Genomic DNA, 23,437 nt, shown 5'->3' on the forward strand with positions numbered 1-23,437 from the left:
CTCCGTCTACAGTCCAGCCCGTGATCGAAGTACGCAACATCACGAAGCGCTTCGGTGACCTCACCGCCGTCGACGACCTGAGCTTCGACGTCCTCGACGGCAGGGTGACGGGGTTCCTCGGACCCAACGGGTCGGGCAAGAGCACGACGATGCGTTGCATGCTCGGCCTCGACCACGCGCAGTCCGGCGAGGCGCGCTTCGGTGGCCGGCTCTATGGGGAACTCGCCAATCCGCTCGACGAGGTCGGTTCGCTGCTCGACGCCGGCTACGTCCACCCGGCCCGCAGCGGACGCGATCATCTGCGTTGGATGGCGACCGCCAGCGGCATGAGCCTCGCTCGAGTGGACGAAGTGATCGACATGGTCGGCCTCGGAGACGCGGCCGGCCGGGCGGTGAAGGGCTTCTCGCTCGGCATGCGCCAGCGGCTCGGGCTCGCCGGCGTGATGCTCGGTGACCCGCACACGATCATCCTCGACGAGCCGGCGAACGGCCTCGACCCCGAGGGCATCCGCTGGATTCGCGACCTGCTTCGCCATCTCGCATCGCAGGGGCGCGCGGTCCTCGTCAGCAGCCACCTGCTCTCGGAGATGTCGTTGATCGCCACCGACCTGATCGTGATCGGTCAGGGCCGACTCGTCGAGGCGGGTCCGGTCGAAGCGTTCGTCGATCGGCATTCCGACGCCTGGGTCCAGGTTCGGAGCCCGCAGCTCGCGCAGCTCGTCGAACTGGTCCGTTCGTCGGGCGCCTCCGCTGCCCCCGTCGATCCGGCCGCGCCTGCGGCAGCGGCGGCGTTCCGTGGCATCGGGATCGACCGTGTCGGGGAGATCGCCGCTGCGAACGGCATCGTCCTCCACGAGCTCATGCTGCGCCGGGACTCGCTCGAGGACGCGTTCTTGCGCGCCACGGCGAGCTCGCAGGAGTACCGCAGCCGACCGCAGAGCGCACAGCCGTCCGGCCAGGTGACAGGACAGCCGCCCGGCCAGTCGCCGGGTCCACCCACCGGGCCCCCGGGAATGCCGCCTGGTCCAGCGCAGGGTGGTCGGTGATGGGCAACGTCATCCGTTCCGAGTGGCTCAAGCTGCGCACCATTCCACTCCACCTGATCCTGTGGGGCATCGCCGGCGGCTTCGTATTGGTCATCACCTTGCTGGTCGCCATGTTGAACGGTCAGCCCGAGACGTTCGACAACGCCGACCTCGCGAGCCTCGTCGGCGGGACCTCGGTCGTGGCCGGGTTGCTGGTGAGTGTCGTGTCGGCGCTTGCCATCACGTCGGAGTTCGCGCACAACACGATCCGTCCGACCCTCGCTGCGACGCCGTCACGGATGACGGTGTTCTCGGCCAAGGCGATCGTGCTCGCCGTCGTCGGTGCCGTGATCGGCTTCGTGATCGGGGCCGGCTCATACCTCGTCGGTGTGATCGTGTTCAACATTCGTGGAGCGAGCATCGGGCTGTCGGGGTCCGACGGATCGCTCGCCGTCGTGCTCGGCATCCCCGTGTTGTTCACGATCCTCGCACTGTTCGGCTACGCACTCGGCCTGCTGTTGCGGAACTCGCCGGCTGCGGTGGCGACCGCCATCCTGTGGCCGTTGTTGGTCGAGACGGTGATCGCCGGGGTGCTGTCGGTCGCCGACGTCGACGAACCGGAGCTGTTCCTGCCCTACCAGTCGGGTTTGGGGCTCATCAGTCCCGATTCGAGCGAGTTCGGTCACGGCCGCGTCACCGGAGCGCTGTTCTTCGCCGTGGTGGTGTTGGCGCTACTCGGTCTCGCCATGGTCACCAACCGCCGCCGCGACGTCTGACGTCACCAGCATCGACGCGCATCAACCTGGTGTCTGGAGGTCGCGCGGATAGGTGACCATCCACCGGTCGGTGGGTTGGCTCGGTTTTCATACCGAGTGCGACCCAACTAACCGACCGGGGAGGTCACCCATATGATGCGCGCGCTCGATTCTGAAGTCCACGATGCGGTGTTCGAAACGATCCGAGGCTTGCTCCCGGACCGGCCCGAACATCCGTTGGGTTGTCATCGGCCCCGTATCGACGACCTGGTCTGTTTGCGGGGTCTGTTGATTCGTCTCGTGACGGGCGCATCGTGGGAGACCGTCGAGTTCTTGATGGGCTACACCGTGTCCGACACCACCCTGCGGTCCCGTCGCGACGAGTGGATCGACGCCGGGGTGTTCGATCAACTGCTCGAGCAAGCACTGGCCGCGTACGACCGAATCATCGGTCTGGACCCGACCCATGTCACCATCGACGGCAGCGAACACTTTGCCCCGTGCGGGGGTGAAGGAACCGCTGCAGGCCCGAAAACCCACGGTCGTCTGGGCTGGAAGTGGTGCGCCGGCGTCGACGCCGACGGCATCCCGATCGGCTGGGTCATCGACGGCGCAAACCGCCAGGACTACCGACTGTTGCAACCCACCCTCAACGCGATCACCGCACATCCCGTCACCGCACGGATCGGCACCCTGCACCTCGACCGAGGATTCGGCTACAAATCACTCCCCGACAGACTCGCCGACTACACGATCGGCGACGTGAACGTGATCCCACGAAACCAGCCAGGTCAGGGCCGCATCCAACTCGTCGGATTCGGGCGCCGCTGGGTCGCTGAACGCACCCACTCCTGGTTCACCAACTACGGCCAAATCCAACGCAACACCGACCGCCGAGCAACACACCGCCACGCCGCCCTCTGCCTCGCAACCGTGTTCCTCATCACCGCACGACTCATCGACCACCGCAACACCAACTACCGCCCTATCCGCTGACGCTCCTGACACCACGTTGATGACACCACGTTGATGACACCACGTTGACGTCAACCTGGTGTCTGACACCACGTTGACGTGACACCACGTTGCAGCACGTTGACGCGCTGGGGTGATGTCAGCGGGCGCGGAGTTCGAGGCGGTCGCGCTGGGTGATGGTGTAGGTGCGGTCGTGTTGTTCGAGCCAACCGAGGCGGATGAAGCTGGCGATGGCCTTGTTGACTCGCTCGCGTGACGCACCGACCATGCCGGCCAGTTCCTCCTGAGTGACGGGGAGGACGAACTGATCGGCCCCATCGGCCAATTCGAGGAGTCGCTTCGCCGTCCGACCGGTGACGTCGAGGAACACCGAGTCGGCCAGCGCCTCGTCGGTCACCCGGATCCGCTGTGCGAGGAGCCGGGTGACGTTCCACAGCAGCTTGGGGTACTGGTCGAACATGTGCAGGACCGGTTCGAACGGGATCTCGAGCACCGTGGTCGGCTCCAGCGCACGGGCCATCGCCGAACGCGGTCCATCGTCGAGCATCCCCATCTCACCGAACAGATCGTCGGGTTCCATCAACGCGACGACACTTTCACGTCGGTCGATCGGGTTGGCGATGGCGATCGCCAACCGGCCGCGCAGCACGAGGTACAACGCGTTCGGCGGATCACCTTCGTTGAACAGGACGTCACCGCGGATGAGGTGACGTTCGCGACCCGCGTCGGCGACGAGCCTGAGAGCCTCAGGGTCGGCGTCGGCGAAGAAGTCGGTTCGGGCGAGGATCTCTTCGTGGGCCATGACGCCCGTCACGGTACTACCCTCCGGCAGCGTGCCGCGTAGCGAGTTCAAAGTGTGGACGATTGTCGTCGGCGGAGGACGCGGCCAACGCTTCGGGCGCCTCAAGCAGTACGAGCTACTCGACGACCGACGCGTCATCGACCATTCTCGTGCGACGGCCGAGGCGTTCTCCGACGGCGTGGTCGTCGTCGTTCCCGCCGACGATGCCGAGCGCGAAGGCGGTGTCGCAGGAGGCGAGACCCGCAGCGACTCGGTACGCGCCGGGCTCGCGGCGATCCCCGACGACGTCGACATCATCTGCGTGCACGACGCCGCCCGGCCGCTGGCCAGTCTCGACATCTACGAACGTGTCGTCGACGCGGTGATCGACGGAGCCGACGCCGCCGTGCCCGGTATCCCGGTGACCGACACCATCAAGATCATCGATACAGCCGCTGGTGACGTGGTCGACACTCCGGATCGGAGCACACTGGTGGCCGTGCAGACTCCCCAGGCGTTCCGCGCCGACCGCCTCCGAGCCGCGCATGCCGCGGGCGGCGACGCGACCGACGACGCCGGGCTGATCGAACGCACGGGAGGCCGCGTCGTCGTGGTGCCTGGTGACGTCGACAACCGCAAGATCACCGAACCCGACGACCTGGCCTGGACCCGCGCACGCTTCGCGACGCGCCACGAGATGCGGTCCGGTCGGGAACGGAGCGACGGATGAGGATCCGTGCGAGCGCGATCAGAGTCGGGCAGGGCTTCGACGTCCACCAGTTCAGCGACGACCCGGAGCGGAGACTGATCCTCGCGGGTTGTCACTTCGAGGGTGAGCGCGGCCTTGCGGGTCACAGCGACGCCGATGCCATCGCACACGCGTGCAGCGACGCGCTGCTCGGCGCGGCCGGGCTCGGCGACATCGGGATGCACTTCCCCGACACCGATCCGACCTGGGCAGGGGCCGACTCGATGGCGATGCTGCGCCACGTCGTCGCGCTCGTCTCCGAAGACGGCTGGACGGTCGCGAACATCGATTGTGCCGTGGTCTGTGAACGACCCAAGTTGGCGCCTCGACGCGACGAGATGCAACGCAACCTCACCGACGCCGTCGGTGCCCCGGTCACCATCAAGGGCAACCGGGCCGAACAACTCGGTGCGATCGGCCGCGGTGAAGGCATCGTGTGCTTCGCCACCGCGCTGCTCGTGCGCGAACGCGACGACGAGCGCATCGGCCCGGGGACGGTCCACGATGAAGAAGAGTAGGAATCGACGATGAGCAAGCCGACAGGTCGAGGCAAAGGCGGTGGGTCGCGAGGCTCGAACCCCGGTTCGGGTCGTCCGGGCGCGGGGCGGCCGGGCGCGGGGCGGCCGGGTGGCGGTCGTCCGGGTGCTGGCCGCGGTGGTTCCGGTCGGCCGGGCGCGGCCCGAACGGGGTCGAGCCCGAACGCTCCGGGCGCGGCGAAGCCCGGCGGCAAGGTGGGCGGGCCGAAGTCGCTCGGTGGCCGCCAGGTCGAGGGACGCCAGCCGACGCGTGAACTCCTGATGGGGGAGCGGCGCAAGGTCCACGAGATCTGGATCAGCGCGGAGCTCGAAGGTGATCCCGGCGTCGAGGACATCGTGATGATCGCCAACGCACGGCGGGTGCCGGTCGCGTACGTCGCCAAAGCGAAGGTCGAGCGCGAGGCGCGGACCGATGCGCCGCAGGGTGTCGTCGCGTTCGCGGCGGACATTCCCGAAGCCGATCTGGGCCAGCTGATGCGCATCGGCCGTGACGGAGCGTCACCGTTCCTCGTCGCCGTCGACGGCGTCACGGATCCCGGCAACCTCGGAGCGATCATCCGCAGCTGCGACGGCGCCGGGGTGTCGGGGGTGTTGCTCCCACGTCACCGAGCGGTGCATGTGACGCCGACGGTGGCCAAGGCGTCCGCCGGTGCCGTCGAGCACATGCCGATCGCGCTCGTGCCCGGGCTGCCCGCGACGCTCAAGCAGTTGAAGGATCACGGGATCTGGATCGTGGGGCTCGACGACGCCGCCGATCAAGACTTGTTCGAGTTGGTCGATCTGGCGAAGGAGCCGATCTGCCTCGTGCTCGGCGCCGAAGGTGCCGGCCTCTCCCGCTTGGTGCGCGAGCGGTGCGATCTGATCGTGTCGATTCCGATGCTCGGCGGCGTCAGTTCATTGAATGTTTCGGCCGCGGCGGCACTTTCCGCCTATCAGATCACCCGGGTTCGTCGGGCGGGATCGTAGAATCAGGCACGCATGGACGACGTTGCCCCCGCTCCAGACGTCGCGTCTGCGCTGGGTGTCGGCCGTCGCGGCTTCATCGCCGGGGCCGCCGGAGCGGTGGGAGTCATCGCCGGTTCCTCGCTGCTACCGACGTCTCGCGCGTCGGCCGCGACCGACTACTCCGCGTTCCGGGTGGTGACGCCGACGCGACTCGTCGACACGCGTGCCAGATTCGGCAACTTCGGCTACACCCGTGTGAACAGCAAGGTGATCCGAGTCCAGGTCACCGGACGGACGATCAACGGCACCACCGACACGGTGCCCGCCGAAGCGTCGGCTGCGGTGTTCACGCTCGTCGGCATCAACCAGTCGACCGTCGGCAACTTCTTGTCGGCGTACCCGACCGGTACATCGTGGCCGGGCACGGCGAGCCTCAACATGACCGGGCTCAACAACGTGTCACCGAACCTGGTGACCGTGAAGTTGGGGCAGGGCGGTGCCGTCGACGTGCTGGCGGACAAGGGATGTGAGATCGTCCTCGACCTCGTCGGTGTCTACGTCCCGACCGGTGGCGAACCGGTGCGTGAGGGGCGCTATCGGTTGTTGCCGGTGCCGCGGCGAGCCCTCGACACGCGCGGTGGCTCCAAGCCGGCTGCGGGCTCGGTCGTTCGGGTCGACCTGTCGTCGCTCGTCTCGCTGGGTTCGATCGACAGCGATGCGCAAGCGGTGTCTGCCAACATCACCGCGGTCAAGGCAACCAGTCGCGGGTTCATCACCGCCTATCCGTTCGGTGAGGACAACCCCGGAACCTCGACGCTCAACGTCGAAACCGACCAGACCCGAGGCATCGGCACGATGGTCAAGCTCGGCACCGACTCGGGCGGTCGACTCGGGTTCAACGTGTTCCTCGAGCGCGGCGCGCATCTCGTCGTCGACATCGCCGGGTTCATGACCGGGCCGGGAGCTGCGAGGTCGACGACCGGACAGTTCGTTCCGATCGAGCCGGCCCGCTTGCTCGACACACGTCGTGGTGACGGCGGCAAGAAGCGCTTGTGGCCGCGCTGGACCCGAGCGTTCACGCTGCCATCGGCGTACGCGAACCAGGCGAGTGCGGTCGCGATGAACCTCGCGGTCACGCGCACGATGGGTCCGGGCTACTTCACGCTGCTCGGTGCGCAGACACGGCGCGCCGAGGTGTCGAACCTGAACGTGACGGGCCCGAGCCAGACGCTGTCGAATCATGCGATCGCCCAGGTCAGCGTGAAAGGCGTCGAGTGCTACTCGTCGTCGGGTGGCGATGTGATCTGCGACGTGGTCGGCTGGTTCAAGGCGTCGCCGTCCGGCCCGGTGCAGGCCGACTACGCGTTCCCGCCGGTCGATCCCGATCCGCCCGCCGCGCCGACGCCGTATTGGATGACGATCCCGCGGCTCGGCCTCGGACGCAACGTCACCGACGGCGTGTCGGAGGTGGTCGTCAACCGAGGCGACGTGTGGCACTGGACGGGTACGGGCCTCGTCGGCCAAGGGCACGCCATCGCGACGTTCGCGCATCGCACCGACGCCGGCGGCCCGTGGCGCCAGATCCACACCATGCGTGCTGGCGACCAGGTGGCGATCTTCACCAACGATCAACGCAAGTACACCTACGAGTACGTCGACCGTGTGCTGACCAGCGATCGGCCCGACGAGATCCTCGGAGCGTCGCAGTTCCGGTCGAACGAGGAGACCCTCACCTTGATCGCGTGCACGGTCGGCAACGACTCGTCGAAGGCGGCGTACCCCGATCCGTGGGCGCCGACGAGTCTGCTGTATCGGATCATCGTGCGCCTGCGCCTCGTCCGCTGGGAAGACACCATCCCGGTCTCGAACTGACCCGTCGCGTTCTGCGCCGATATCGTGACCCGATCTCGCCGGGTTAGCTCAGTTGGTAGAGCACTTGACTTGTAATCATGTGGTCGCGAGTTCGACTCTCGCACCCGGCTCCACTATCACCCCAGCTCAGAGGCATTTTCCGGATGAGGCTTCCGCTCTCAGGCCGGGCTGGTGTCCACGAAGTGTCCACCATGCAGTCGCGTGGGCCCGAGAAGGGTGCACTTCGCAAGCCACGATCGCCGGGCGCATCCCGGGGGTACCGGATCGACCTCGGCGTCGATGACGCGGGCAAGCGGCGCCAACGGCAGGTTGGGAACTTCGCCACCAAGCGTGAAGCGCAGGCCGCGCTGAACGAGGCGCTCGCAGGTCTGCAGAAGGGTACGTACGTCACACCGTCCAAGCAGACCGTTCGTGACTTCCTCGAGACGTGGATCGACACGGTGAAGCCGGAACTTGCTCTCACGGCCTGGACCAACCACCGCGAAGTCCTCGAGAACTCCGTGATGCCACACATCGGGTCGATCAGATTGGCCGAACTGTCGCCGATGGATCTCAAGCGATGGCATGGGGTACTGCTCGATCATGGTCGCCGTGACGGCACACCGCTCGCAGCGAACTCGGTGAAGCTTGCGCACCGGGTTCTTCACCGGACCCTTGCTGACGCTGTCCGGTGGAACGTGATGCCGGCCAACCCTGCGAGTTCGGTGCGGGTCCCGAAGGGCGAGCACCAGCAGATGTCGGTGTGGACGTCCGATGAGGCCCGTCGCTTTCTCGACTCGCTTGCCGAGGACCGGTTGCGTGGGCTGTGGGCGCTGGCCCCGCACACGGGCACGCGCCGGGGTGAACTCGCTGGCCTCCGGTGGAGCGACATGGATCTGGATGAGGGGACGCTGACGGTCTCGCAGCAGCGGACGACGGCGGGCAGCAAGACCGTCACTACGACGCCGAAGGCGCGAAGCCAACGACAGCTCCTTCTCGCCGATCCGACCGTCGCCTTGCTTCGCGAGCACCTCGATCGCCAGGTGTTGGAACGAGCGACTGCGGGGGTGGCTTGGATCGAGTCCGGCTACGTGTTCGTCGACGAATCGGGCGAGCCGCTCTTGCCGCAACGCCTCACGAAGATGTTCGCCGCAGCGATCGCACGAGCCGGCGTCCCCAAGATCCGGCTGCACGATGTGCGACACACGCTGGCGACGAATGGGCTCGCCGCCGGTGTCCATCCGAAGGTCGTTCAGGAGCAGCTCGGACACGCGACGATCGCTGTCACGATGGACATCTACTCGCACGTTCCGCAGGCTGTTCGCCGGGACGGTGCCGGGCCACATTGCGGGCCTCTACGAGTAGCGCTCTCGGTCGATCGTCAAAGTACGGCTGCCCGTGCCGTGAGCTTCGTTCGGCGAGGCGGAGGCGACTTCGGAAAGTCGACGCCGAGGTGGACGAGCACGGTCTTGACCGCCTTCTCGGCGGCTTGCTGCGCGTGGAAGCAGGCCGCCCACTCGATGCCGACGTCGGAGTCCAGAACCAACTCGGCGATGGTGCGGTCGTCAGCGGCCTTGGCGAGCCAGTTGAGCGCCGTTGCAGCCGACGGATCCGCTGGCTCAGTCACGTTGGTACAGGCAACGGCCGTCGAGGACCGTCGCCCGTTCGATGGTGCCGGCGACCCGGGAGCGTTCGAGGTAGCGCTTTGGGTCGGTGAACGACACGTCGAACGGTGCGCTGGTGGTCGCGATGTCGAAGGCTCGAACCTCGAGATCGATGGCGTCGCGAGTGTCGAATGAATCGAGCACGACGAGCAGGTCGATGTCGCTGTCGCCGTCCCACCGCTCTCGCACACGAGGTGCTGCCCCGACCCCGAGAGCGATCCGCAACCGCCGAGGCGGACCGACTCGAACGACGCATGGAAGCGGCCGCGGCCGCCTTCGGCAGGGGCAGGGGAGGTCTCCGCCCTGCAAAGCCGAGTTCCAGCGCCTCAGCGGCGAGGTCCAGGCTCCCCGGAACGAGCGGACGGCGCGGGTGCTGTGCGGCCGGACAGCGGAGGAGCCGGATGTAGTGATGGGCGGATGCCCGAGGCGCCTGACGAGGTCTGATCGTGTATCTCCACCGTGATCGTGCGTCCCGTCGTGTCGGGCGGCGCCGACGCCTCCTGGAACGATTGATTGTGCGCTACCCACCTGGCGGTCGAACCTCAAACACTTCGCCGGCGATACAGCGCGGCGATGTGCGTTACGCAACGGGACAATCGCTCGGGTCCCGGCACGTGGCGACCGAGCGGTACGTGCCGTACCTGAGTGGTGGACAACCGCGTCAGCGAATGCGGTTCTTGAGCGGGTAGCGATCGAGCTATTGACCGACGCTCCCGTCGATTGCTTCCCGAATGAGATCGAGATGGCCGCAGTGACGTGCGGTCTCCTCAATCATGTGGAGATAGGCGTACCGCAGAGTGAACGTCATGTCCTGCCCAAGCGCCGTGTCATCGAGATCACTGTCGAGCACGGCGCGTCGAGAGCTGTCGCACTCGTCCCGGTACCGGGCGATGAGATCGCCGATTGTCTCATCGGTCGAGAGTGTGAAAGCACCATGTGGATCGTCGTCGGTCCAGGGCCAATCGACGTCACGGTCGGCGAAGTCGATGCTGAACCAGAAGCGCTCTGTTGCAGTGAGGTGCTTGACGAGACCGGCGATGGTCAGTGTCGTGGTCGGCACCGCTGCGGCGGCTGCCTCCTCGTCGGTCAGTCCCATCGCCTTGCTGACAACTGTCGATCGGAAGAAGTCGAGCATCGATTCGAGCATCTGACGCTCGGGACCATGCTGAACTGGCCGGACACGGTCTTGATCTGAAGACATGAGCCAAAGTCTGATTCCTGAGCCGACACAGCGCAACCCAGCGGGTCCTCGAGAGCCACGCATATCGACGGCGTAGCAGACTCCACCACCCAGCGAAAGAACCGGCAGTATCCGAGCGGGTCGCCGGCCCCGGGTCGGAAGGTCCGGCGACCGCTCGGTGGGGTCAGCGGCTGGCGCCGGCGACGAAGGTGGAGACGATGTAGGTGGCGTGGCGGTCGAGTGATCCTCGTCCTCGGTCGTAGCGCATCGTCGTTCTCGGGTCGGCGTGCGACGCGGCTTCTTGGACGTCGCGTAGAGGGACTCCGGCGCCGAGGGCGGCGGTGATGAACGAGTGCCGTAGCGAGTGCGGCGAGATGCGCTTGTCGATGCCGGCCTTCTTGGCGAGTCGGCGGACGATCCTGGCTGAGGCGTGGCGGTCGAGGCGGCGGGTGCCGTCGTGGACAACCGACGCCCGATCGTGGCGGGTGCCTTGCCTTCGGATTCGCACCATCTGGCGTAGAGCTCGATGTGGGCCCGCTCGACGACGAACACGCCGAGACCGGCTGTGTCGATCCAGCCGACCCATTGACGTAGGTCGAGGCGGTAGGCCTTGAGCGTGGCGCCGGAGTAGCCGGCCAGGAACCCGGCGATCGCCCGGTTGACCTGCTGACGGGTCGGATCGACGTCGACCAGGACGAGCTGGCCGACCGACTCGCTGCGATGAGTGGTGGTGTGCATGATGATTCTCCTTCAGATGGATAGAGAACCGAGCCGATCACCCGAGCAGAGCCGCATCAAGGTAAGTTGATGGATGTGGATCCGGTGTTCTTGGCCAGCGCACGAGAGCACGGGATCGACGACGAAGACATGCTCCACGCCTACCGCAACCCGATCCGAGTGTTCGACCTCGACGACCTCACCATGCTCATCGGCCCCGACCGAGCCGCTGGCCTGCTCGAGATCGGCGTGACCGACGCCGAGGGTGTCGAGTTCATCGTCCATGCCATGGCGGCCCGACCGAAGTTCCTGGAGACCTGATGCCCCGATCGATCCAAGAGATTCTCGACCACGCCGACGAACTCGCACAGCGGTTCGAGGACTACGAACCCCAGCCTGGCGACGAGCGCCCAGTCGAGGAGTACCTGCTCGAACGCGCCGCCCTCGCCCGAGCCCGCGGTGAGCGCCAGATCATTGACGCCGTCACCGCCGCCCGTGCCAAGGGTGTCCCTTGGCAGCGCATCGGCGAGCTTCTGGGCACCTCAGCCCAAGCTGCTCAGCAGCGATACGGCGCAGTCATCGAGACCAGCTGACGACGCTCGCAAGAACGCTCAGGACGTGCCGATCTGTGTGACTCGGAGTGACCAGTCGCGGTAGCCAGTTCGCCAGCGAAACCGCAGTTGAGCGGTCGTCCGATGTGCTGCGATCAGGTCCGATCCAATGCCTCCGCGATCGAGGCCAGGAAGGACTCTGGTTCTTCCACGTCGAGGACCGCTCGAACGAACTCATGGCCGACGAGGTCGAGGACGACCAGCTGCGACGAGCAAGGCCCCTTGCGCGCCGCCCAGAACTGTTTGCCGGGGACGCCGCGCCCGAGCATCGTGCCAATTCGGCGACGGCCCGGTCGCTTCGATCCATTGTGGGTTCCGCATCCCAATGCCCGGTGATCGATCATGATCTCGAGTGACGATCGATCGGCGACCGAGACCTCACTGATTCCTTCCGTATCGAACTCGACACGCCGCCGCCGGTTCATCGCTCGGTCCCAGCCGCTCAGCTCGACGGCCACCGAAGTGCCAGTCGTCGCAACTTGGAACGCCATGGACTCATGGTAGGCGCGTGAGATCAGGTCGACAGCCAGACGCCTGGCCGAGCAGATCCGGCAGGGAGGATGTTGTTGGGTGCACCGGATGTGTGTGGGGCTCGATCACCGTTGAGCCTTCCACGTAGGTTCGGCGTCGTTCCCGACCTGGTCTGACTCGAGAACCGGCTGACGCTTCTGGCTGTCTTTTGAATGACCGGTCGGCCGTGTTCGGGAACGACACCCACTCCGAGTTCCATGTCGCAGCTGCGGTCGATTCGAACGGGGGTGTGCTGGGTGTCGAAACGTTCGATACCACCACCCACGGCTACCGCGAACTCGTCGCGTGGCTCGCCGGGTTCGGCACCATCAGTTTGGTTGGCGTCGAAGGGACCGGCAGTTATGGCGCCGGTCTCTCTCGTCATCTTGTGTGCAAGGGCATCGCAGTCGTCGAGGTCGACCGACCGAACCGCCAGGCCCGTCATCGTGGCGGCAAGTCCGACTCCGTCGACGCGGTCGCAGCAGCACGCGCTGCGTTGTCGGGCACAGCAACCGGCGTGCCCAAATCGCGGACCGGCAAAATCGAAGCGATCCGTGTGCTGACCGTCGCGCGTCGTTCGGCCGGCGATGAGTGGATCTCGATCATCAACCAGATGCGCCACCTCGTGTTCTGCGCACCCGACGAGATCCGCGCCCGTTTCCTCGACCTGTCGCCGATCAAGCTCGCCCGCACGTGCGCAGCGTTGAAACCGCGCCGCAGCGACGACGACATCGTGAGCCTCCAACGAAGCCAGGGCGGTTCATCACCTTCCCAACGCCCTTCCTTGGTTGTGGCTTGGCGTGTCCGCCGTCTGGGCCGCCGTCATCGTCACCACCGACCAACTGGCGTGGCCGTTGGCGCTGTGAATCGCGGCGACCGTCGGCCCGCTCACCGCGCTCAAGACCGATTCGACCCAAAGACTTGTCGCCAAGGGGACTGAGCACCCACCTACTTCGATACGAACGCCAACGAAAGGCAGCAAACAATGACCACGTCAACCGAAGACCAAAGCCGAATCGGTCAAGCGGCGAACGAGCACGCGGAAGCCGCCCGACGATACGTCCAGCAGCTGCGGGTGTTCTACGTCCACGCCGCCGTCTTCGCCGGCGTCGAGATCCATCCGCAACGCGTCACCAAGTTGTTCGACGAGGTACTGAAGCGAACGGGTGCGTCGAAGATCCGGCTCCACGACCTCCGCCACACGATGGCGTCACTTGCGATCGAAGCAGGTGTGCACCCGAAGGTCGTGCAAGAACAGCTCGGCCACTCGGCGATCGTCGTCACCCTGGACAACCACAGCCACGTACCTCAAGCCGTGCGACGCGACAGCGCCGACAAGATCGCAGGATTTTTCTGCGAGTGACCGTCGCTAGTCGAGGAGGCTGAGGCCGGGGACGTCCCGGAACACCTTGTCGGCACTCACGACAGGCGCATCGATGCGAATCGCACTGGCGGCGATCCACAGGTCGTTCGCATGGATTCCGTCGGCGAGTGGATGGCCCGCCGTTCGACAGGCGTGTCGAAGCTCGGCGACGGTCGTGAGGAGCGAATCGTCGACGGGGATCACCGTCGTCGAGATGCGATCTTCGAGTTCGGTACGACGACGGTCACCCCACTCGGCGAGCAGAACCCCGAACCGCAACTCGGCGACGCTCGTAGCCGCCAGGAAGAGCTGATTGCCGCTGAGGTGCTTGACGTGCAATGCGAGCTGGATCGCACGTCTCGGGTCGAGCGACGCGCTGAAGACGCCGGTGTCGACGACCAGTCTCACGAGTTGAGTGCTCGGTCGAAGGCCTCGGACTCTTCCTCGGTGAGGTCTTCGATGATGAGCTGATCCGCCGACGCCAGCACCGGGGCGTCACGCAGTTGCTGCTCGGTGAGCCCCGGAGGCAGCGTGCTCAATCCACGAGGGGCATCGTCATCGCTGTGGGCGAGATCGCTCATGAATTCCACGCTACTGCATGCGTGCTCACCCCGAACTGGGTCGGTAACGATCGCCCGCCGCCGCGGCGAGTTGTCGGTCAGTCGTCTGGGGCTGCGGGTACTTCGGACGACGGCGCCCAGGCCTTGATCGACGTGACGGCGGGGCCACCCGTCGGTGTGTCGGGAGGTGGAGGTGCATGCCATGACCGCTGCCGACGGCTACATCCAGACCCCGCCGCTCTTGACCGCGGAGGAGGCGATGCTCGTGCTCCGCATCGGGCGCTCGAACGTCTACGAGTCGGCGAACCGGTTCCTCGCCACCGGCGGCGAGGACGGCATCCCGTGCGTCCGCGTCGGTCGGCAGCTCCGCTTCCCGCGCCACGCGCTCGAGGCGCTGATCGGTGGACCAATCCCGTGGCCCCTCGTTCATCCCGACGCACCCGACCACGACGAACACTCCCTGACCGCCACTGACACACCTCCCACCGAGTCCACCACCACCAAGACGACTCACCCACCAAACCCCACGAACAGCACCCCACAACTGTTCACCACCTGACCCCCATGAACACCAACCGAACCATCACAACCAAATCACCAAGGAGACCATTGCCCGCGCCCGTGAATCGCCCTGGGTTCGTTGGCGGCTCGTTCTATTTGATTCCAACCCCGGTCGGGGCGGTCTGTTGGTCAGCGTAGAACGCTGATTCGAATTCTGCTGGTGGCACGTCGCCGCAGTGCGAGTGGAGCCGGTTCTCGTTGAACCAGTGGACCCAGCTCAGCGTTTCCAGCTCGAGTTGGTCGACGCCGTCCCATGCTCCCGGGGCGTCGGGACCGTAGACGCATTCAGCCTTGTAGAGGCCGTTCACGCTTTCAGCGAGGGCATTGTCGTAACTGTCTGCGACAGTTCCAATGCTCGGTCGGGCGCCGATCTCGTCGAGACGTTCGGTGAACCGCACCGACGTAAATTGACTGCCGGCATCGCTGTGAGCCACGAGCCCGACGAGGCGTTTCGACCCTCGCGATCGGCGAGCCATCTCGAGCGCGTCGAGGACCATCTCAGTCTTCATGTGCGACGCGGCGGTCCACCCGACGATGCGTCGGGAGAACGCGTCGACGATGAAACACACGTAGGCCATCCCCGATCTGGTCGGGACGTAGGTCAGGTCGGTGACCCACAACGCGTCCGGTCGATCCGCGGTGAAGTTCCTGTCGACCAGATCCGGTGCTCGCGTCGCGTCAGGGTCGGCAACGGTGGTGAACACCTTCTTGCGACGCCGGCTGACACCGCGAAAGTCCAACTCACGCATCAACCGGGCGACCTGATCGCGGCCGATGTCGTGGCCGGCACGTCGGGCGGCTTTCCAGAGTTTGTGCGCGCCGTAGACCTTGCGGTCCGCGATCCACAACACCATCAACACCTGCATCATCGCCGCGTCTTTCACCGCACGCTCCGACGGTGCGACCTGACGGTGCTTGGCTGCGCGATACGCGGACGGAGCGAACTGCAACACGGTGCAGATCGGCTCGACTCCGAACTCGTCACGATGAGCGTCGATGAACTCGACGATCACTTCTGTGGGCGGTCGAGCTCCGCCGCGAAGAAAGCCGACGCCTTCTTCAAGATGTCGTTCGCCCGGCGCAACTCGCGCAGCTCCTGGCCGAGTTCTTTGTTCTCTGCTTCGAGATCGCGGACCCGTTGCGCATCCGGCCCAGCGAGGCCGTCATCGACATCAGCATCGGCCCACCATTTCCGGATCGATTCCGATCCGTAGTCGAGCTGCTTCGCGATACGCGACACGACCCCGTGAGTTGTTCCCAGCTCGTCGGCGAGCTGTCGGCACAGCCTGACCGCCCGCTCCTTCTCAGCATCGGTGTAGCGGCGCGTCGTCGCCTTCCCCGGTGACTTCTCTTTCGGCATGACCCCATCCTTGTTTCCAAGCTCAGGAGCCGCCAACGAACCCAGGGCGACACCTGGTGCCTGACCCCGGGCGTTACGCGGGTGGCGTCTACGACTGCTCGTCGTCGATGAGGCGCTTGCCCATGCTGACGACGTCGTCGTGCTCGTAGCCGAGCCGTTCGTAGAAGTCGGCAGCCGCGACGTTGGAGGTTCGGACCTGGAGGTTGACCTTCGCGCAGCCGAGATCGGCGAGCACCCGTTCCGCGTGGGTCATGAGGAGGCGTCCGACACCAGCCCGCCGAACGTTCGCGTCGACGGCGAGGTAGTTGATCCAGCCGCGGTGTCCGTCGTATCCCACCATCACCGTGCCGACGAGCTCGTCGTCGATCGTCGCGACGAACAACAGGTCGTCGCTCGTCGCCAGCTTGCGGTCGATATCGGCGTCGGGGTCGTTCCATGGCCGAAGCAGGTCGGCGCGGCGCCAGAGATCGATCACCGACGCCCGGTCTCGCTCCTCGAAGGTTCGAATCACCACCGGCTCCATCACACCAGTGTGCCGACAGCGCGGGCCACGGCCTCGGCCGAAGCGGCCGGTCGGGGACCAGCCTGTGTCCGACGCCAGGCGTTCAACACGTGGGGTCTGACCCCAGGTGTTGAACACGTGGGGTCTGACCCCAGGTGTTGAACACGTGGGGTCTGACCCCAGGTGTTGAAGACGTGGGGCGGTCGGTCAGGTGGCGGGGGCTCGGGGTGCATCGCTGTCGACCTCGCTGGCGACCTCGCTGTCGGCCTCGCGGACGAGGTCGACGAGGTGGGCGACGGTGTCGAGGCGATCGGGACCCGACACCTTCGCCTGCAGGGTCGTGATGCCGGCGTCGCGGTACCGACGGAGACGCTCACGGATCACCTCCGGCGGGCCGAGCAGGTTCGTCTTGAACCCGATGTCGAACGGCACCCGGGCAGCAGCCTCGTCGCGCTTGCCGGCCTGCCAGAGCTCGTACACCGCAGCGACGTCGTCACCGAACCCTTGCGCCGAGAACGCCCGGTTGTAGAAGTTCTTCCCGGGTGCCCCCATCGCTCCGATGGTGAACGCGTACCCGTCGGCGTGGCGGCGACCCGCCTCCTCGGCGTCGTCGGTGAACTCGACGGCGACCGGCATGACCAGGTCGAGTTCGTCGATCGTGCGACCGGCTCGCTCGCAGCCCGCGCGGATCGGGTCGAGGAACACCTCGGCGTGTTCGGGGAGGAACGCGTTGCCGAGCCAGCCGTCGGCGATCTCGCCGGTGAGTTCGAGGTTGCGCGGGCCGAGCGCGGCGATCACCATCGGGATCTCGTCGACCGGTGGCACCAGCGAACGGATCCCGCGACCCGAACCCTCGGGTGGGAGGTCGTAGACCTCGCCGTGATGCTCGAGGCGGTCACCGCGAGCGATCCGGCGCACGATCTCGATCGTCTCGCGCATCGTCGCGACCGGCTTGCGGAACGGCACCCCGTGCCATGCCTCCATGATGCGCGGTCCGCTCGACCCCAACCCGAGCACGAGCCGACCGCCCGACAGTTGCTGCACCGACATCGCCTGCATCGCGAGCATCGCCGGCGAACGGGCACCGACCTGGACGATGCCGGTGGCCAGCCGGATCGTGGACGTGGCTGCGGCGAGATGGGCGAGCGGGGTCAGAGCGTCGTATCCCCACGCTTCCGGCACCCAGACCGAGGTCGCGCCGAGCCGCTCGCAGTCACGGACGAACTCGACGTCGTCTGCCGACGACACGACCGCGCTGACCCCGACCTGCATACGATCGACAGTAGGCGGTGGCTTCGACCGCGGCGGGAGCGAACGACCGGGAAGACGACCCAGAGATGACGAGACGCGATGACGAGACACCGATGACCGAGACACCGATGACGAGACACCGATGACGAGACACCGATGACCGAGGCACCGATGCGGCGACTGCGCTATGCCGAGGGTCCCACGACCGAGGTGTCACGGGTGATCGCGGCGTCGCCAGCCGATCTGTGGGAGCACGTGACCGACATCAATCTCTCGGCGAAGTTCTCGACGGAGTTCCAGGGTGCCGAGTGGCTCGACGGAGCAACGGAGCCGGCGCTCGGTGCACGCTTCCGCGGGTCGAACGAGCATCCCGCCGTCGGCAGTTGGCAGGTCGAGTGCACCATCGTCGAGTACGAGCCAGAGCGGGCGGTGGGCTGGGCCGTGCAAGATCCCGACGACCCGGCGGCGCGCTGGAGGTTCACGCTCGAGGCGGTCGACGGGGGGACCCGCGTCACCCAGTGGTGCCAACTCGGTCCCGGCCGCAGCGGACTCACTCCGGCGATCAAGCGACTCCCCGAACGCGAACACGACATCATCGAACGTCGGCTCGGCGAGCACGCAGCCAACATGGAGCGCAACCTCGACGGACTCGCCGGTCTCGTCGAAGCGCGCTGACGCCCGGCTCTCCACGCCGGGCTACTGCGACCTGACCTCGGGCTCGCCGTCGGCGACGCGCTGATCAGGACAGGTGAGCGGCCATGGCGTGGAAGCCGCCGTCGACGTGGAGGATCTCGCCGGTCACCATCCGCGACAGGTCGGAGAGCAAGAAGATCGCAGCATCGGCGACGGGACGCGCGTCTTCGGCGTCCCACGCCATCGGTGACTGGTGCTCCCACGCCGACGTGAGCAGGTCGAACCCCTTGATCGCGCCAGCGGCACGAGTGCGGAGCGGCCCGGCGGCGATGAGGTTCGACCGGATGGCCTGAGGCCCGAGATCGCGTGCGACGTAGCGGTTGGTCGACTCGAGTGCCGACTTGCACACGCCCATCCAGTTGTAGTTCGGCCAGGCCCGCGACGCGTCGAAGTCCAGCCCGACGAGTGCAGCCCCGGTGGCCGGAGCGAGGTCACCCAGCAACCGTGCGAGCGCCGAGTAGGTGTACACGCTGGCGTGGAACGCCCGAGCCACCGAGTCGATCCCGGCCTCGAGGAAGTCGCCGGCCAGCGCTTCGCGCGGCGCGAACGCCACCGCGTGCAGCGCACCGTCGAGGCGACCCCAACGCTCGCGCAGGTCATGACCCAGCGCGTCGAGTTGTTCGGGCACCGTCAGGTCGACGACGAGGACGTCGACAGAGGTCCCCACGTCGGCCTCGAGCGCGGCGGCGGCCCCGCGGGTGAGTTCGATGTCTCGCTCCAAGCCCGACAGGACGATGTCGGCGCCCGCCCGGACGGCGGCTGCGGCGGTCGCATACGCGATCGACTCGGTGTTGACGACGCCGGTGATCAGCAGGTGCTTGTCGGCGAGGAGTTGCGGTGTTGACGACATGGTTCCTTCGTTCACGGTTCCTTCGTTCATGGTGACGGCTGGTGTTGCGGTCTCACTCGCCCTGGCCGAGCGAGTACGCGGCCTGACCGTCGATGCGGTACAGGTTCTCGGTCTTGATCGTGTCGAAGCCGGCGTCGAGCAATGCCCGCAGCAGGTCGACGATGTCGCCCCCTGACACCGACGCTTCGACGGACCCGTCGGCGGGCAGGAAGCGGCATCGCCAGTGGTCGGTGCAGAACGTCTCGGGCGCGCCGTCGGGATAGACCTTCACGCCGCGGTTCGTCACCATCTTGAGCTTCCACGGCGCCGGGCACGCCTGCTCGAGACCCTCACCGAGCGACTCGGGATTCCGGTCGGCGTCGCTCCAGTCGAGGAACACGTCGACGCCGACGAGTTCCTTGGTCGACGTAGGCGACGGTGCCACGTCGACCGAGATGCCGGTGGTCTGGTACGACACCGGACGCAGCTGTCGGGGCGCTCGGCCGAGTCGTTCGACCACGGCGTCGGCGAATTCCTGACAACCGACTCGCTTCGCGCTGAGTCCCTCTCGGTGGATGTCGGGCGTGTGGATCCCGTCTTCGAGGGTCGTCAGCCAGGCGTTCTTGATCCGGTTGGCGACGTCGGCAGCACCGACGTGGACGAGCAGTTGCGTCGCGGCCACGAGCATGCCGGAGGGGTTGGCGATGTCCTTGCCGGCGATGTCGGGAGCCGACCCGTGCACGGCCTCGAACATGGCCACCCCGGGTCCGACGTTCGCCGAACCGGCGATGCCGACCGACCCGGCGATCTGCGACGCGATGTCGGACAAGATGTCGCCGTAGAGGTTCGGGGTGACGATCACGTCGAAGATCTCCGGCTGCGCGGCGAGCCGCGCCGCGCCGATGTCGATGATCTGATGGTTCGACTCGATGTCGGGATACTCCTCGGCGATCTCGGTGAACACCCGATGGAACAACCCGTCGGTCAACTTCATGATGTTGTTCTTGGTCATGCACGTCACCGTGCGGCGTCCGTACGCCCTCGCGTACTCGAACGCGTAGCGCACGATGCGTTCCGAGCCCGGCCGGGTGATGAGTTTCAGGACCTGGGTGACCTCGGCCGTCTGCTGATGCTCGATGCCGGCGTAGAGATCCTCTTCGTTCTCCCGGACGATCACGAGATCCATCCCCGGATGCGCGGACGCGACGAACGGTGCGTACGACTTCGTCGGGCGCACATTGGCGTAGAGGTTGAGCGTCTTGCGGATCGTGACGTTGAGGCTCTTGTAGCCGCCGCCGAGCGGTGTCGTGATCGGCGCCTTGAGAAACACCGGGTTGCGCCGGATCGTCTCCCACGCCTCCGGCGGAATCCCCGACGTGTGTCCGGCTCGGTACATCGCCTCGCCGATCTCGATCGGCTCGAATCGCACCGGGGCGTCGGCCGCGTCGAGCACGCGCAGCACCGCTTCGGTGATCTCGGGCCCGATGCCGTCACCCCGGGCGAGCGTCACGGACACGGCCTCCATCGTCGTCGACATTTCCACAACGTACCCTTTAGAAAATAGCTATTCCAAGGAAGTGGTGAAATGACTGCGGGGAACGTGGGGCTGGATCGACATACCGACCAGTTGGTATGTTGACGAGATGACGACCGACGCCAACAGCACCGCCGGAATCACCGGCTCGGCACACCTCGACGCCGCCGATCGACCCACCATCACGCCGTGCTTGTGGTTCGACGGCGCGGGATTGGACGCGGCCGAGTTCTACGTGTCGCTGTTCCCCGAGTCGAGCATCGACGCGGTCACGCCGGGACCCGACGGCACACCGATGATGATCGTCTTCACGCTGATGGGCCGTCCGTTCCAGGCGCTGAACGGCGGGCCGCAGTTCCGGTTCAACGAGGCGGTGTCGCTGGTCGTCCCGTGCGACGGCCAAGACGACGTCGATCGCTACTGGTCCGCGCTCGTCGACGGCGGGGAAGAGGGCCAGTGCGGTTGGCTCAAGGATCGCTTCGGGGTCTCATGGCAGGTCGTCCCGAGCCAACTCGGTGAGCTGCTGGGCGATCCCGACCCAGAACGCGCGGGCCGCGCCGTCGCAGCGATGCTGCAGATGCGCAAGATCGACCTGACGGTGATGCGAGCCGCCGCCGACGGGGCATCGGCATGAACGACGCCCGGCGGCGGCCCGGGTACGGCACGGCGAAGACGGTGCTGCTCGACGCCGCGATCGACGTCATCCGAGCCCAGGGCCTCCACGCGACGAGCGTCGATGATCTGTGTGCTGCGGCCGGCGTCACCAAGGGAGCGTTCTTCCATCACTTCCCGTCCAAGGAGGCGCTGGCGGTCGCGGCTGCCGACCACTGGACGCAGACCACGAGCGCGATGTTCGCGTCGGCGTCATTTCACGACCTCGACGACCCGATCGACCGCGTCTTCGGCTACCTCGACCTTCGAGCGGCGCTGATCTCGGGCCCGCCCGCGTCATACTCCTGCTTGGCCGGCACGATGGTGCAAGAAGCGTTCGACACGAGCCCGGAGGTTCGAGCGGCGTGTGCCACCAGCATCTTCGGGCACGTCGCGACCCTCGAAGCCGACCTCGCCGCTGCGCTCACCATCCGCGACGGCGGGCGAGCCGCCAGCGAGATCGCCGACGCAGCAGCCGGGCTCGCTCGGCACACGCAGGTCGTGCTGCAGGGGGCGTTCGTGCTCAGCAAGGCCGCCGACGATCCGAAGCTGGTCCACGACGCGATCGAACACCTCCGGCACTACCTGTCGCTGGTGCTGACCGGCGACCTCGACCCGCCGAGCGCTGATCCCGCCGACGAGACCGCCACGACGCCTTGATCACGACCTTGCTCCTGCGGCACGGTCGGGATCGATCGCCGACGCGAGCACTGCACGTGGCCGCCGATCGGCGCGTCTTCGGTCCGGTCGAGCATCGTGTCACTCGCCGAAGAGTTCGGTGCGACGTGTCGGGCGAGTCGTGGAGCGCCAGATGTCGCCGAGCACGGCGCGGACGTGGCGCGCCAACTCGCGGGTCGTCGTGACGGGATGGCGCAGCGCCCGCCACGCCAGCGAACGGATCGGCCCGGTACCGACGAAGGGCTGACGAAGCTGCCCCACCAGCGTGAGCGGCATCGGTTCGTCGATGCCGTAGACCTGCGGGCGGCGGTCGCTCGGCATGAAGTAGGTCCCGAAGAGCGTGTCCCACAGCGGGAGGAACACCGAATAGTTCGAGTGGTGCGCCGCTCGCTCGTTGGTGTGGTGCCAGTGGTGGAACTCCGGGGTGATCACGATGCGATGGAGCGGACGCAGGCGCCACCGCACGTTGGCGTGGAGGAACAACCCGGACGCGATCTGGATCACGGCGAGGATGCCGGTGAACTGCGCGTCGAATCCGGCCGCCATCAACAGCACGAACGGTGGAGCGAGGATCGCGCCGTCGAAGGGATGGTTGCGAAAGCCGCTCACCCAGTCGAGGTGTTCGGTCGAGTGATGCACCGCGTGGAATCTCCAGAGCAACGGCACCTCGTGTGACCAGCGGTGCACCCAGTAGGTCGCGAGGTCGAACAACATGATGCCGACGAACGGCAACAGAGCGGCGGGCAGCATCTCGACCACTGGGCGCAGGAGCAGTCCCGGCAGCCACGCCAGGCTCGCGACTCCGACCACGACCGCGACGGCGAGGCTTGCGGTGGCGAGCACGGGTGCGGCGAGTCCGTGGGCCACGTCGGTGCCGACGCCGGGCCGGCGGATCCGCTGGCCGCGGTGTCGAGGGAACAGCTTCTCGAACGGTACGACGATGACGAAGAGGAATGCGAGCGCGAGCCAGACCGAACGGTCGAGCGCGAACGACGCTGCGATGAGCGCGGCGGCGCCGAACTGCATCAGCCGTCGAGCGCGCCGTGAGCGAGCGGTGCGAGGATCGGGAAGGGATCGCTCCGGCGTCTCGCCAGGCGTCGGAGCGGGGAGGAGCAACAGTGGTCGTTGGTCGACGTCGACGTTCATGCAACTGCTGT

Annotated in this window: 27 protein-coding genes, 1 tRNA gene, 3 pseudogenes and 1 other annotated feature; of the genes and pseudogenes, 17 read left to right on the forward strand and 14 right to left on the reverse strand. The window is 66.6% G+C overall.

The features are described 5' to 3' along the window. The first annotated feature begins 20 nt into the window (after positions 1–20). The 3 genes from ACE37B_RS14005 to ACE37B_RS14015 all read left to right on the forward strand — a co-directional run bounded on the left by ACE37B_RS14005 (position 21) and on the right by ACE37B_RS14015 (position 2,776). Positions 21–1,046 carry an ATP-binding cassette domain-containing protein gene (locus ACE37B_RS14005; RefSeq protein ID WP_409923943.1) on the forward strand — a complete coding sequence of 342 codons (1,026 nt, stop codon included), beginning with the start codon at positions 21–23 and terminating at the stop codon, positions 1,044–1,046. Continuing rightward, on the forward strand, positions 1,046–1,801 hold the full coding sequence (locus ACE37B_RS14010) for an ABC transporter permease (RefSeq protein WP_409923944.1): 756 nt from the start codon (positions 1,046–1,048) through the stop codon (positions 1,799–1,801). Before ACE37B_RS14005 ends, ACE37B_RS14010 begins: the two co-directional genes overlap by 1 nt. 132 nt (positions 1,802–1,933) lie before the next feature. Further along, positions 1,934–2,776, forward strand: a complete 843-nt coding sequence (locus ACE37B_RS14015) for an IS5 family transposase (RefSeq protein WP_409921328.1) — start codon at positions 1,934–1,936, stop codon at positions 2,774–2,776. Between the two features lie 118 nt (positions 2,777–2,894). On the opposite strand, the gene ACE37B_RS14020 is transcribed toward ACE37B_RS14015, so the two are convergent. After that, the gene (locus tag ACE37B_RS14020; RefSeq protein WP_409923945.1) at positions 2,895–3,569 is read right to left on the reverse strand and encodes a Crp/Fnr family transcriptional regulator; all 675 of its coding nucleotides are present in this window, start codon (positions 3,567–3,569) and stop codon (positions 2,895–2,897) included. Between the two features lie 19 nt (positions 3,570–3,588). Between ACE37B_RS14020 and ACE37B_RS14025 the strand changes: the two genes are divergently transcribed. From ACE37B_RS14025 to ACE37B_RS14050, 6 genes and pseudogenes are all read left to right on the forward strand, one after another. Next, on the forward strand, positions 3,589–4,266 hold the full coding sequence (locus tag ACE37B_RS14025) for a 2-C-methyl-D-erythritol 4-phosphate cytidylyltransferase (RefSeq protein WP_409923946.1): 678 nt from the start codon (positions 3,589–3,591) through the stop codon (positions 4,264–4,266). Then, positions 4,263–4,802 (forward strand): 2-C-methyl-D-erythritol 2,4-cyclodiphosphate synthase, encoded by a 540-nt coding sequence (gene ispF / locus ACE37B_RS14030; protein WP_409923947.1) that lies wholly within the window; start codon positions 4,263–4,265, stop codon positions 4,800–4,802. Before ACE37B_RS14025 ends, ispF begins: the two co-directional genes overlap by 4 nt. 9 nt (positions 4,803–4,811) lie before the next feature. Further along, positions 4,812–5,786, forward strand: a complete 975-nt coding sequence (gene rlmB / locus ACE37B_RS14035; protein ID WP_409923948.1) for a 23S rRNA (guanosine(2251)-2'-O)-methyltransferase RlmB — start codon at positions 4,812–4,814, stop codon at positions 5,784–5,786. Between the two features lie 12 nt (positions 5,787–5,798). Beyond that, positions 5,799–7,637 (forward strand): sortase domain-bontaining protein, encoded by a 1,839-nt coding sequence (locus ACE37B_RS14040; protein WP_409923949.1) that lies wholly within the window; start codon positions 5,799–5,801, stop codon positions 7,635–7,637. 37 nt (positions 7,638–7,674) lie between these two features. Next, positions 7,675–7,750 (forward strand) — tRNA-Thr (locus tag ACE37B_RS14045). Between the two features lie 78 nt (positions 7,751–7,828). Next, a pseudogene (locus ACE37B_RS14050) lies at positions 7,829–8,914 on the forward strand (tyrosine-type recombinase/integrase); the annotation flags it as partial. Positions 8,915–8,997: 83 nt separating this feature from the next. On the opposite strand, the gene ACE37B_RS14055 reads toward ACE37B_RS14050, so the two are convergent. The 4 genes and pseudogenes from ACE37B_RS14055 to ACE37B_RS14070 all read right to left on the reverse strand — a co-directional run. Next, positions 8,998–9,471, reverse strand: a complete 474-nt coding sequence (locus ACE37B_RS14055; protein WP_409924341.1) for a HEPN domain-containing protein — start codon at positions 9,469–9,471, stop codon at positions 8,998–9,000. A 506-nt stretch (positions 9,472–9,977) separates the two neighbouring features. After that, positions 9,978–10,544 carry a DinB family protein gene (locus ACE37B_RS14060; protein ID WP_409924342.1) on the reverse strand — a complete coding sequence of 189 codons (567 nt, stop codon included), beginning with the start codon at positions 10,542–10,544 and terminating at the stop codon, positions 9,978–9,980. A gap of 100 nt (positions 10,545–10,644) precedes the next feature. Then, a pseudogene (locus tag ACE37B_RS14065) lies at positions 10,645–10,974 on the reverse strand (tyrosine-type recombinase/integrase); the annotation flags it as partial. Positions 10,975–10,976: 2 nt separating this feature from the next. After that, positions 10,977–11,198: pseudogene (locus ACE37B_RS14070) on the reverse strand (hypothetical protein); the annotation flags it as partial. A 69-nt stretch (positions 11,199–11,267) separates the two neighbouring features. On the opposite strand from ACE37B_RS14070, the gene ACE37B_RS14075 reads away from it, so the two are divergent. After that, positions 11,268–11,498, forward strand: coding sequence for a hypothetical protein (locus ACE37B_RS14075; protein WP_409923950.1), 231 nt, complete (start codon positions 11,268–11,270; stop codon positions 11,496–11,498). Beyond that, entirely contained in the window at positions 11,498–11,770 is a 273-nt protein-coding gene (locus ACE37B_RS14080; protein WP_409923951.1) for a hypothetical protein, read from the forward strand. The genes ACE37B_RS14075 and ACE37B_RS14080 overlap by 1 nt, the downstream gene beginning before the upstream one ends. A gap of 113 nt (positions 11,771–11,883) precedes the next feature. On the opposite strand, the gene ACE37B_RS14085 is transcribed toward ACE37B_RS14080, so the two are convergent. Continuing rightward, the gene (locus ACE37B_RS14085; protein ID WP_409923952.1) at positions 11,884–12,279 is read right to left on the reverse strand and encodes a hypothetical protein; all 396 of its coding nucleotides are present in this window, start codon (positions 12,277–12,279) and stop codon (positions 11,884–11,886) included. Positions 12,280–12,485: 206 nt separating this feature from the next. On the opposite strand from ACE37B_RS14085, the gene ACE37B_RS14090 reads away from it, so the two are divergent. Continuing rightward, positions 12,486–13,238 (forward strand): transposase, encoded by a 753-nt coding sequence (locus ACE37B_RS14090; RefSeq protein WP_409923953.1) that lies wholly within the window; start codon positions 12,486–12,488, stop codon positions 13,236–13,238. Positions 13,239–13,283: 45 nt separating this feature from the next. Next, positions 13,284–13,661, forward strand: a complete 378-nt coding sequence (locus ACE37B_RS14095) for a tyrosine-type recombinase/integrase (protein WP_409923954.1) — start codon at positions 13,284–13,286, stop codon at positions 13,659–13,661. A gap of 6 nt (positions 13,662–13,667) precedes the next feature. Here ACE37B_RS14095 and ACE37B_RS14100 read toward each other — a convergent pair whose 3' ends face one another. Then, positions 13,668–14,069 carry a PIN domain-containing protein gene (locus tag ACE37B_RS14100; protein WP_409923955.1) on the reverse strand — a complete coding sequence of 134 codons (402 nt, stop codon included), beginning with the start codon at positions 14,067–14,069 and terminating at the stop codon, positions 13,668–13,670. Next, entirely contained in the window at positions 14,066–14,242 is a 177-nt protein-coding gene (locus ACE37B_RS14105) for a hypothetical protein (protein WP_409923956.1), read from the reverse strand. Before ACE37B_RS14105 ends, ACE37B_RS14100 begins: the two co-directional genes overlap by 4 nt. A 181-nt stretch (positions 14,243–14,423) precedes the next feature. Between ACE37B_RS14105 and ACE37B_RS14110 the strand changes: the two genes are divergently transcribed. After that, on the forward strand, positions 14,424–14,780 hold the full coding sequence (locus ACE37B_RS14110; RefSeq protein ID WP_409923957.1) for a helix-turn-helix domain-containing protein: 357 nt from the start codon (positions 14,424–14,426) through the stop codon (positions 14,778–14,780). A 94-nt stretch (positions 14,781–14,874) separates the two neighbouring features. On the opposite strand, the gene ACE37B_RS14115 is transcribed toward ACE37B_RS14110, so the two are convergent. From ACE37B_RS14115 to ACE37B_RS14125, 3 genes are all read right to left on the reverse strand, one after another. Next, a protein-coding gene (locus ACE37B_RS14115; RefSeq protein WP_409923958.1) for an IS3 family transposase occupies positions 14,875–16,142 on the reverse strand; the annotation gives its coding sequence in 2 pieces (ribosomal slippage) (positions 14,875–15,830 and positions 15,830–16,142; 1,269 coding nt in all). Further along, positions 15,718–15,831: a sequence feature (AL1L pseudoknot), on the reverse strand. It overlaps the preceding gene by 114 nt. A gap of 88 nt (positions 16,143–16,230) precedes the next feature. Then, on the reverse strand, positions 16,231–16,653 hold the full coding sequence (locus ACE37B_RS14120) for a GNAT family acetyltransferase (RefSeq protein WP_409923959.1): 423 nt from the start codon (positions 16,651–16,653) through the stop codon (positions 16,231–16,233). Positions 16,654–16,851: 198 nt separating this feature from the next. Further along, positions 16,852–17,916 (reverse strand): LLM class flavin-dependent oxidoreductase, encoded by a 1,065-nt coding sequence (locus ACE37B_RS14125; RefSeq protein ID WP_409923960.1) that lies wholly within the window; start codon positions 17,914–17,916, stop codon positions 16,852–16,854. Positions 17,917–18,051: 135 nt separating this feature from the next. On the opposite strand from ACE37B_RS14125, the gene ACE37B_RS14130 reads away from it, so the two are divergent. Beyond that, complete coding sequence (locus ACE37B_RS14130) at positions 18,052–18,570, forward strand: SRPBCC family protein (protein WP_409923961.1); 519 nt, start codon at positions 18,052–18,054, stop codon at positions 18,568–18,570. A 64-nt stretch (positions 18,571–18,634) separates the two neighbouring features. Here the strand turns inward: ACE37B_RS14130 and fabI are convergent, their stop codons facing one another. Next, entirely contained in the window at positions 18,635–19,438 is an 804-nt protein-coding gene (gene fabI / locus ACE37B_RS14135) for an enoyl-ACP reductase FabI (RefSeq protein WP_409923962.1), read from the reverse strand. A gap of 52 nt (positions 19,439–19,490) precedes the next feature. Next, the gene (locus ACE37B_RS14140; protein ID WP_409923963.1) at positions 19,491–20,954 is read right to left on the reverse strand and encodes an NADP-dependent isocitrate dehydrogenase; all 1,464 of its coding nucleotides are present in this window, start codon (positions 20,952–20,954) and stop codon (positions 19,491–19,493) included. A gap of 106 nt (positions 20,955–21,060) precedes the next feature. Here ACE37B_RS14140 and ACE37B_RS14145 point away from each other — a divergent pair, with 106 nt between their 5' ends. Next, the gene (locus tag ACE37B_RS14145) at positions 21,061–21,585 is read left to right on the forward strand and encodes a VOC family protein (protein WP_409923964.1); all 525 of its coding nucleotides are present in this window, start codon (positions 21,061–21,063) and stop codon (positions 21,583–21,585) included. Beyond that, positions 21,582–22,262, forward strand: a complete 681-nt coding sequence (locus ACE37B_RS14150; protein WP_409923965.1) for a TetR/AcrR family transcriptional regulator — start codon at positions 21,582–21,584, stop codon at positions 22,260–22,262. The genes ACE37B_RS14145 and ACE37B_RS14150 overlap by 4 nt, the downstream gene beginning before the upstream one ends. A gap of 99 nt (positions 22,263–22,361) precedes the next feature. On the opposite strand, the gene ACE37B_RS14155 is transcribed toward ACE37B_RS14150, so the two are convergent. Next, the gene (locus ACE37B_RS14155; protein ID WP_409923966.1) at positions 22,362–23,426 is read right to left on the reverse strand and encodes a sterol desaturase family protein; all 1,065 of its coding nucleotides are present in this window, start codon (positions 23,424–23,426) and stop codon (positions 22,362–22,364) included. Positions 23,427–23,437: the final 11 nt, after the last annotated feature.

The sequence above is a fragment of the Ilumatobacter sp. genome (assembly GCF_046290335.1).
In the GTDB taxonomy this organism is placed as follows: domain Bacteria; phylum Actinomycetota; class Acidimicrobiia; order Acidimicrobiales; family Ilumatobacteraceae; genus Ilumatobacter_A.

Excerpts from the sequence above, each read along its gene's own strand:
- ACE37B_RS14145 (WP_409923964.1), top strand. The coding sequence starts at position 21,061 with ATGACGACCGACGCCAACAGCACCGCCGGAATCACCGGCTCGGCACAC.
- ispF (WP_409923947.1), top strand. The coding sequence starts at position 4,263 with ATGAGGATCCGTGCGAGCGCGATCAGAGTCGGGCAGGGCTTCGACGTC.
- ACE37B_RS14095 (WP_409923954.1), top strand. The coding sequence starts at position 13,284 with ATGACCACGTCAACCGAAGACCAAAGCCGAATCGGTCAAGCGGCGAAC.
- ACE37B_RS14140 (WP_409923963.1), bottom strand. The coding sequence starts at position 20,954 with ATGTCGACGACGATGGAGGCCGTGTCCGTGACGCTCGCCCGGGGTGAC.
- ACE37B_RS14150 (WP_409923965.1), top strand. The coding sequence starts at position 21,582 with ATGAACGACGCCCGGCGGCGGCCCGGGTACGGCACGGCGAAGACGGTG.
- ACE37B_RS14080 (WP_409923951.1), top strand. The coding sequence starts at position 11,498 with ATGCCCCGATCGATCCAAGAGATTCTCGACCACGCCGACGAACTCGCA.
- fabI (WP_409923962.1), bottom strand. The coding sequence starts at position 19,438 with ATGTCGTCAACACCGCAACTCCTCGCCGACAAGCACCTGCTGATCACC.
- ACE37B_RS14060 (WP_409924342.1), bottom strand. The coding sequence starts at position 10,544 with ATGCGTGGCTCTCGAGGACCCGCTGGGTTGCGCTGTGTCGGCTCAGGA.
- ACE37B_RS14075 (WP_409923950.1), top strand. The coding sequence starts at position 11,268 with ATGGATGTGGATCCGGTGTTCTTGGCCAGCGCACGAGAGCACGGGATC.
- ACE37B_RS14040 (WP_409923949.1), top strand. The coding sequence starts at position 5,799 with ATGGACGACGTTGCCCCCGCTCCAGACGTCGCGTCTGCGCTGGGTGTC.
- ACE37B_RS14105 (WP_409923956.1), bottom strand. The coding sequence starts at position 14,242 with ATGAGCGATCTCGCCCACAGCGATGACGATGCCCCTCGTGGATTGAGC.
- ACE37B_RS14085 (WP_409923952.1), bottom strand. The coding sequence starts at position 12,279 with ATGGCGTTCCAAGTTGCGACGACTGGCACTTCGGTGGCCGTCGAGCTG.
- ACE37B_RS14130 (WP_409923961.1), top strand. The coding sequence starts at position 18,052 with ATGACCGAGGCACCGATGCGGCGACTGCGCTATGCCGAGGGTCCCACG.
- rlmB (WP_409923948.1), top strand. The coding sequence starts at position 4,812 with ATGAGCAAGCCGACAGGTCGAGGCAAAGGCGGTGGGTCGCGAGGCTCG.
- ACE37B_RS14155 (WP_409923966.1), bottom strand. The coding sequence starts at position 23,426 with ATGAACGTCGACGTCGACCAACGACCACTGTTGCTCCTCCCCGCTCCG.
- ACE37B_RS14125 (WP_409923960.1), bottom strand. The coding sequence starts at position 17,916 with ATGCAGGTCGGGGTCAGCGCGGTCGTGTCGTCGGCAGACGACGTCGAG.
- ACE37B_RS14015 (WP_409921328.1), top strand. The coding sequence starts at position 1,934 with ATGATGCGCGCGCTCGATTCTGAAGTCCACGATGCGGTGTTCGAAACG.
- ACE37B_RS14110 (WP_409923957.1), top strand. The coding sequence starts at position 14,424 with ATGACCGCTGCCGACGGCTACATCCAGACCCCGCCGCTCTTGACCGCG.
- ACE37B_RS14010 (WP_409923944.1), top strand. The coding sequence starts at position 1,046 with ATGGGCAACGTCATCCGTTCCGAGTGGCTCAAGCTGCGCACCATTCCA.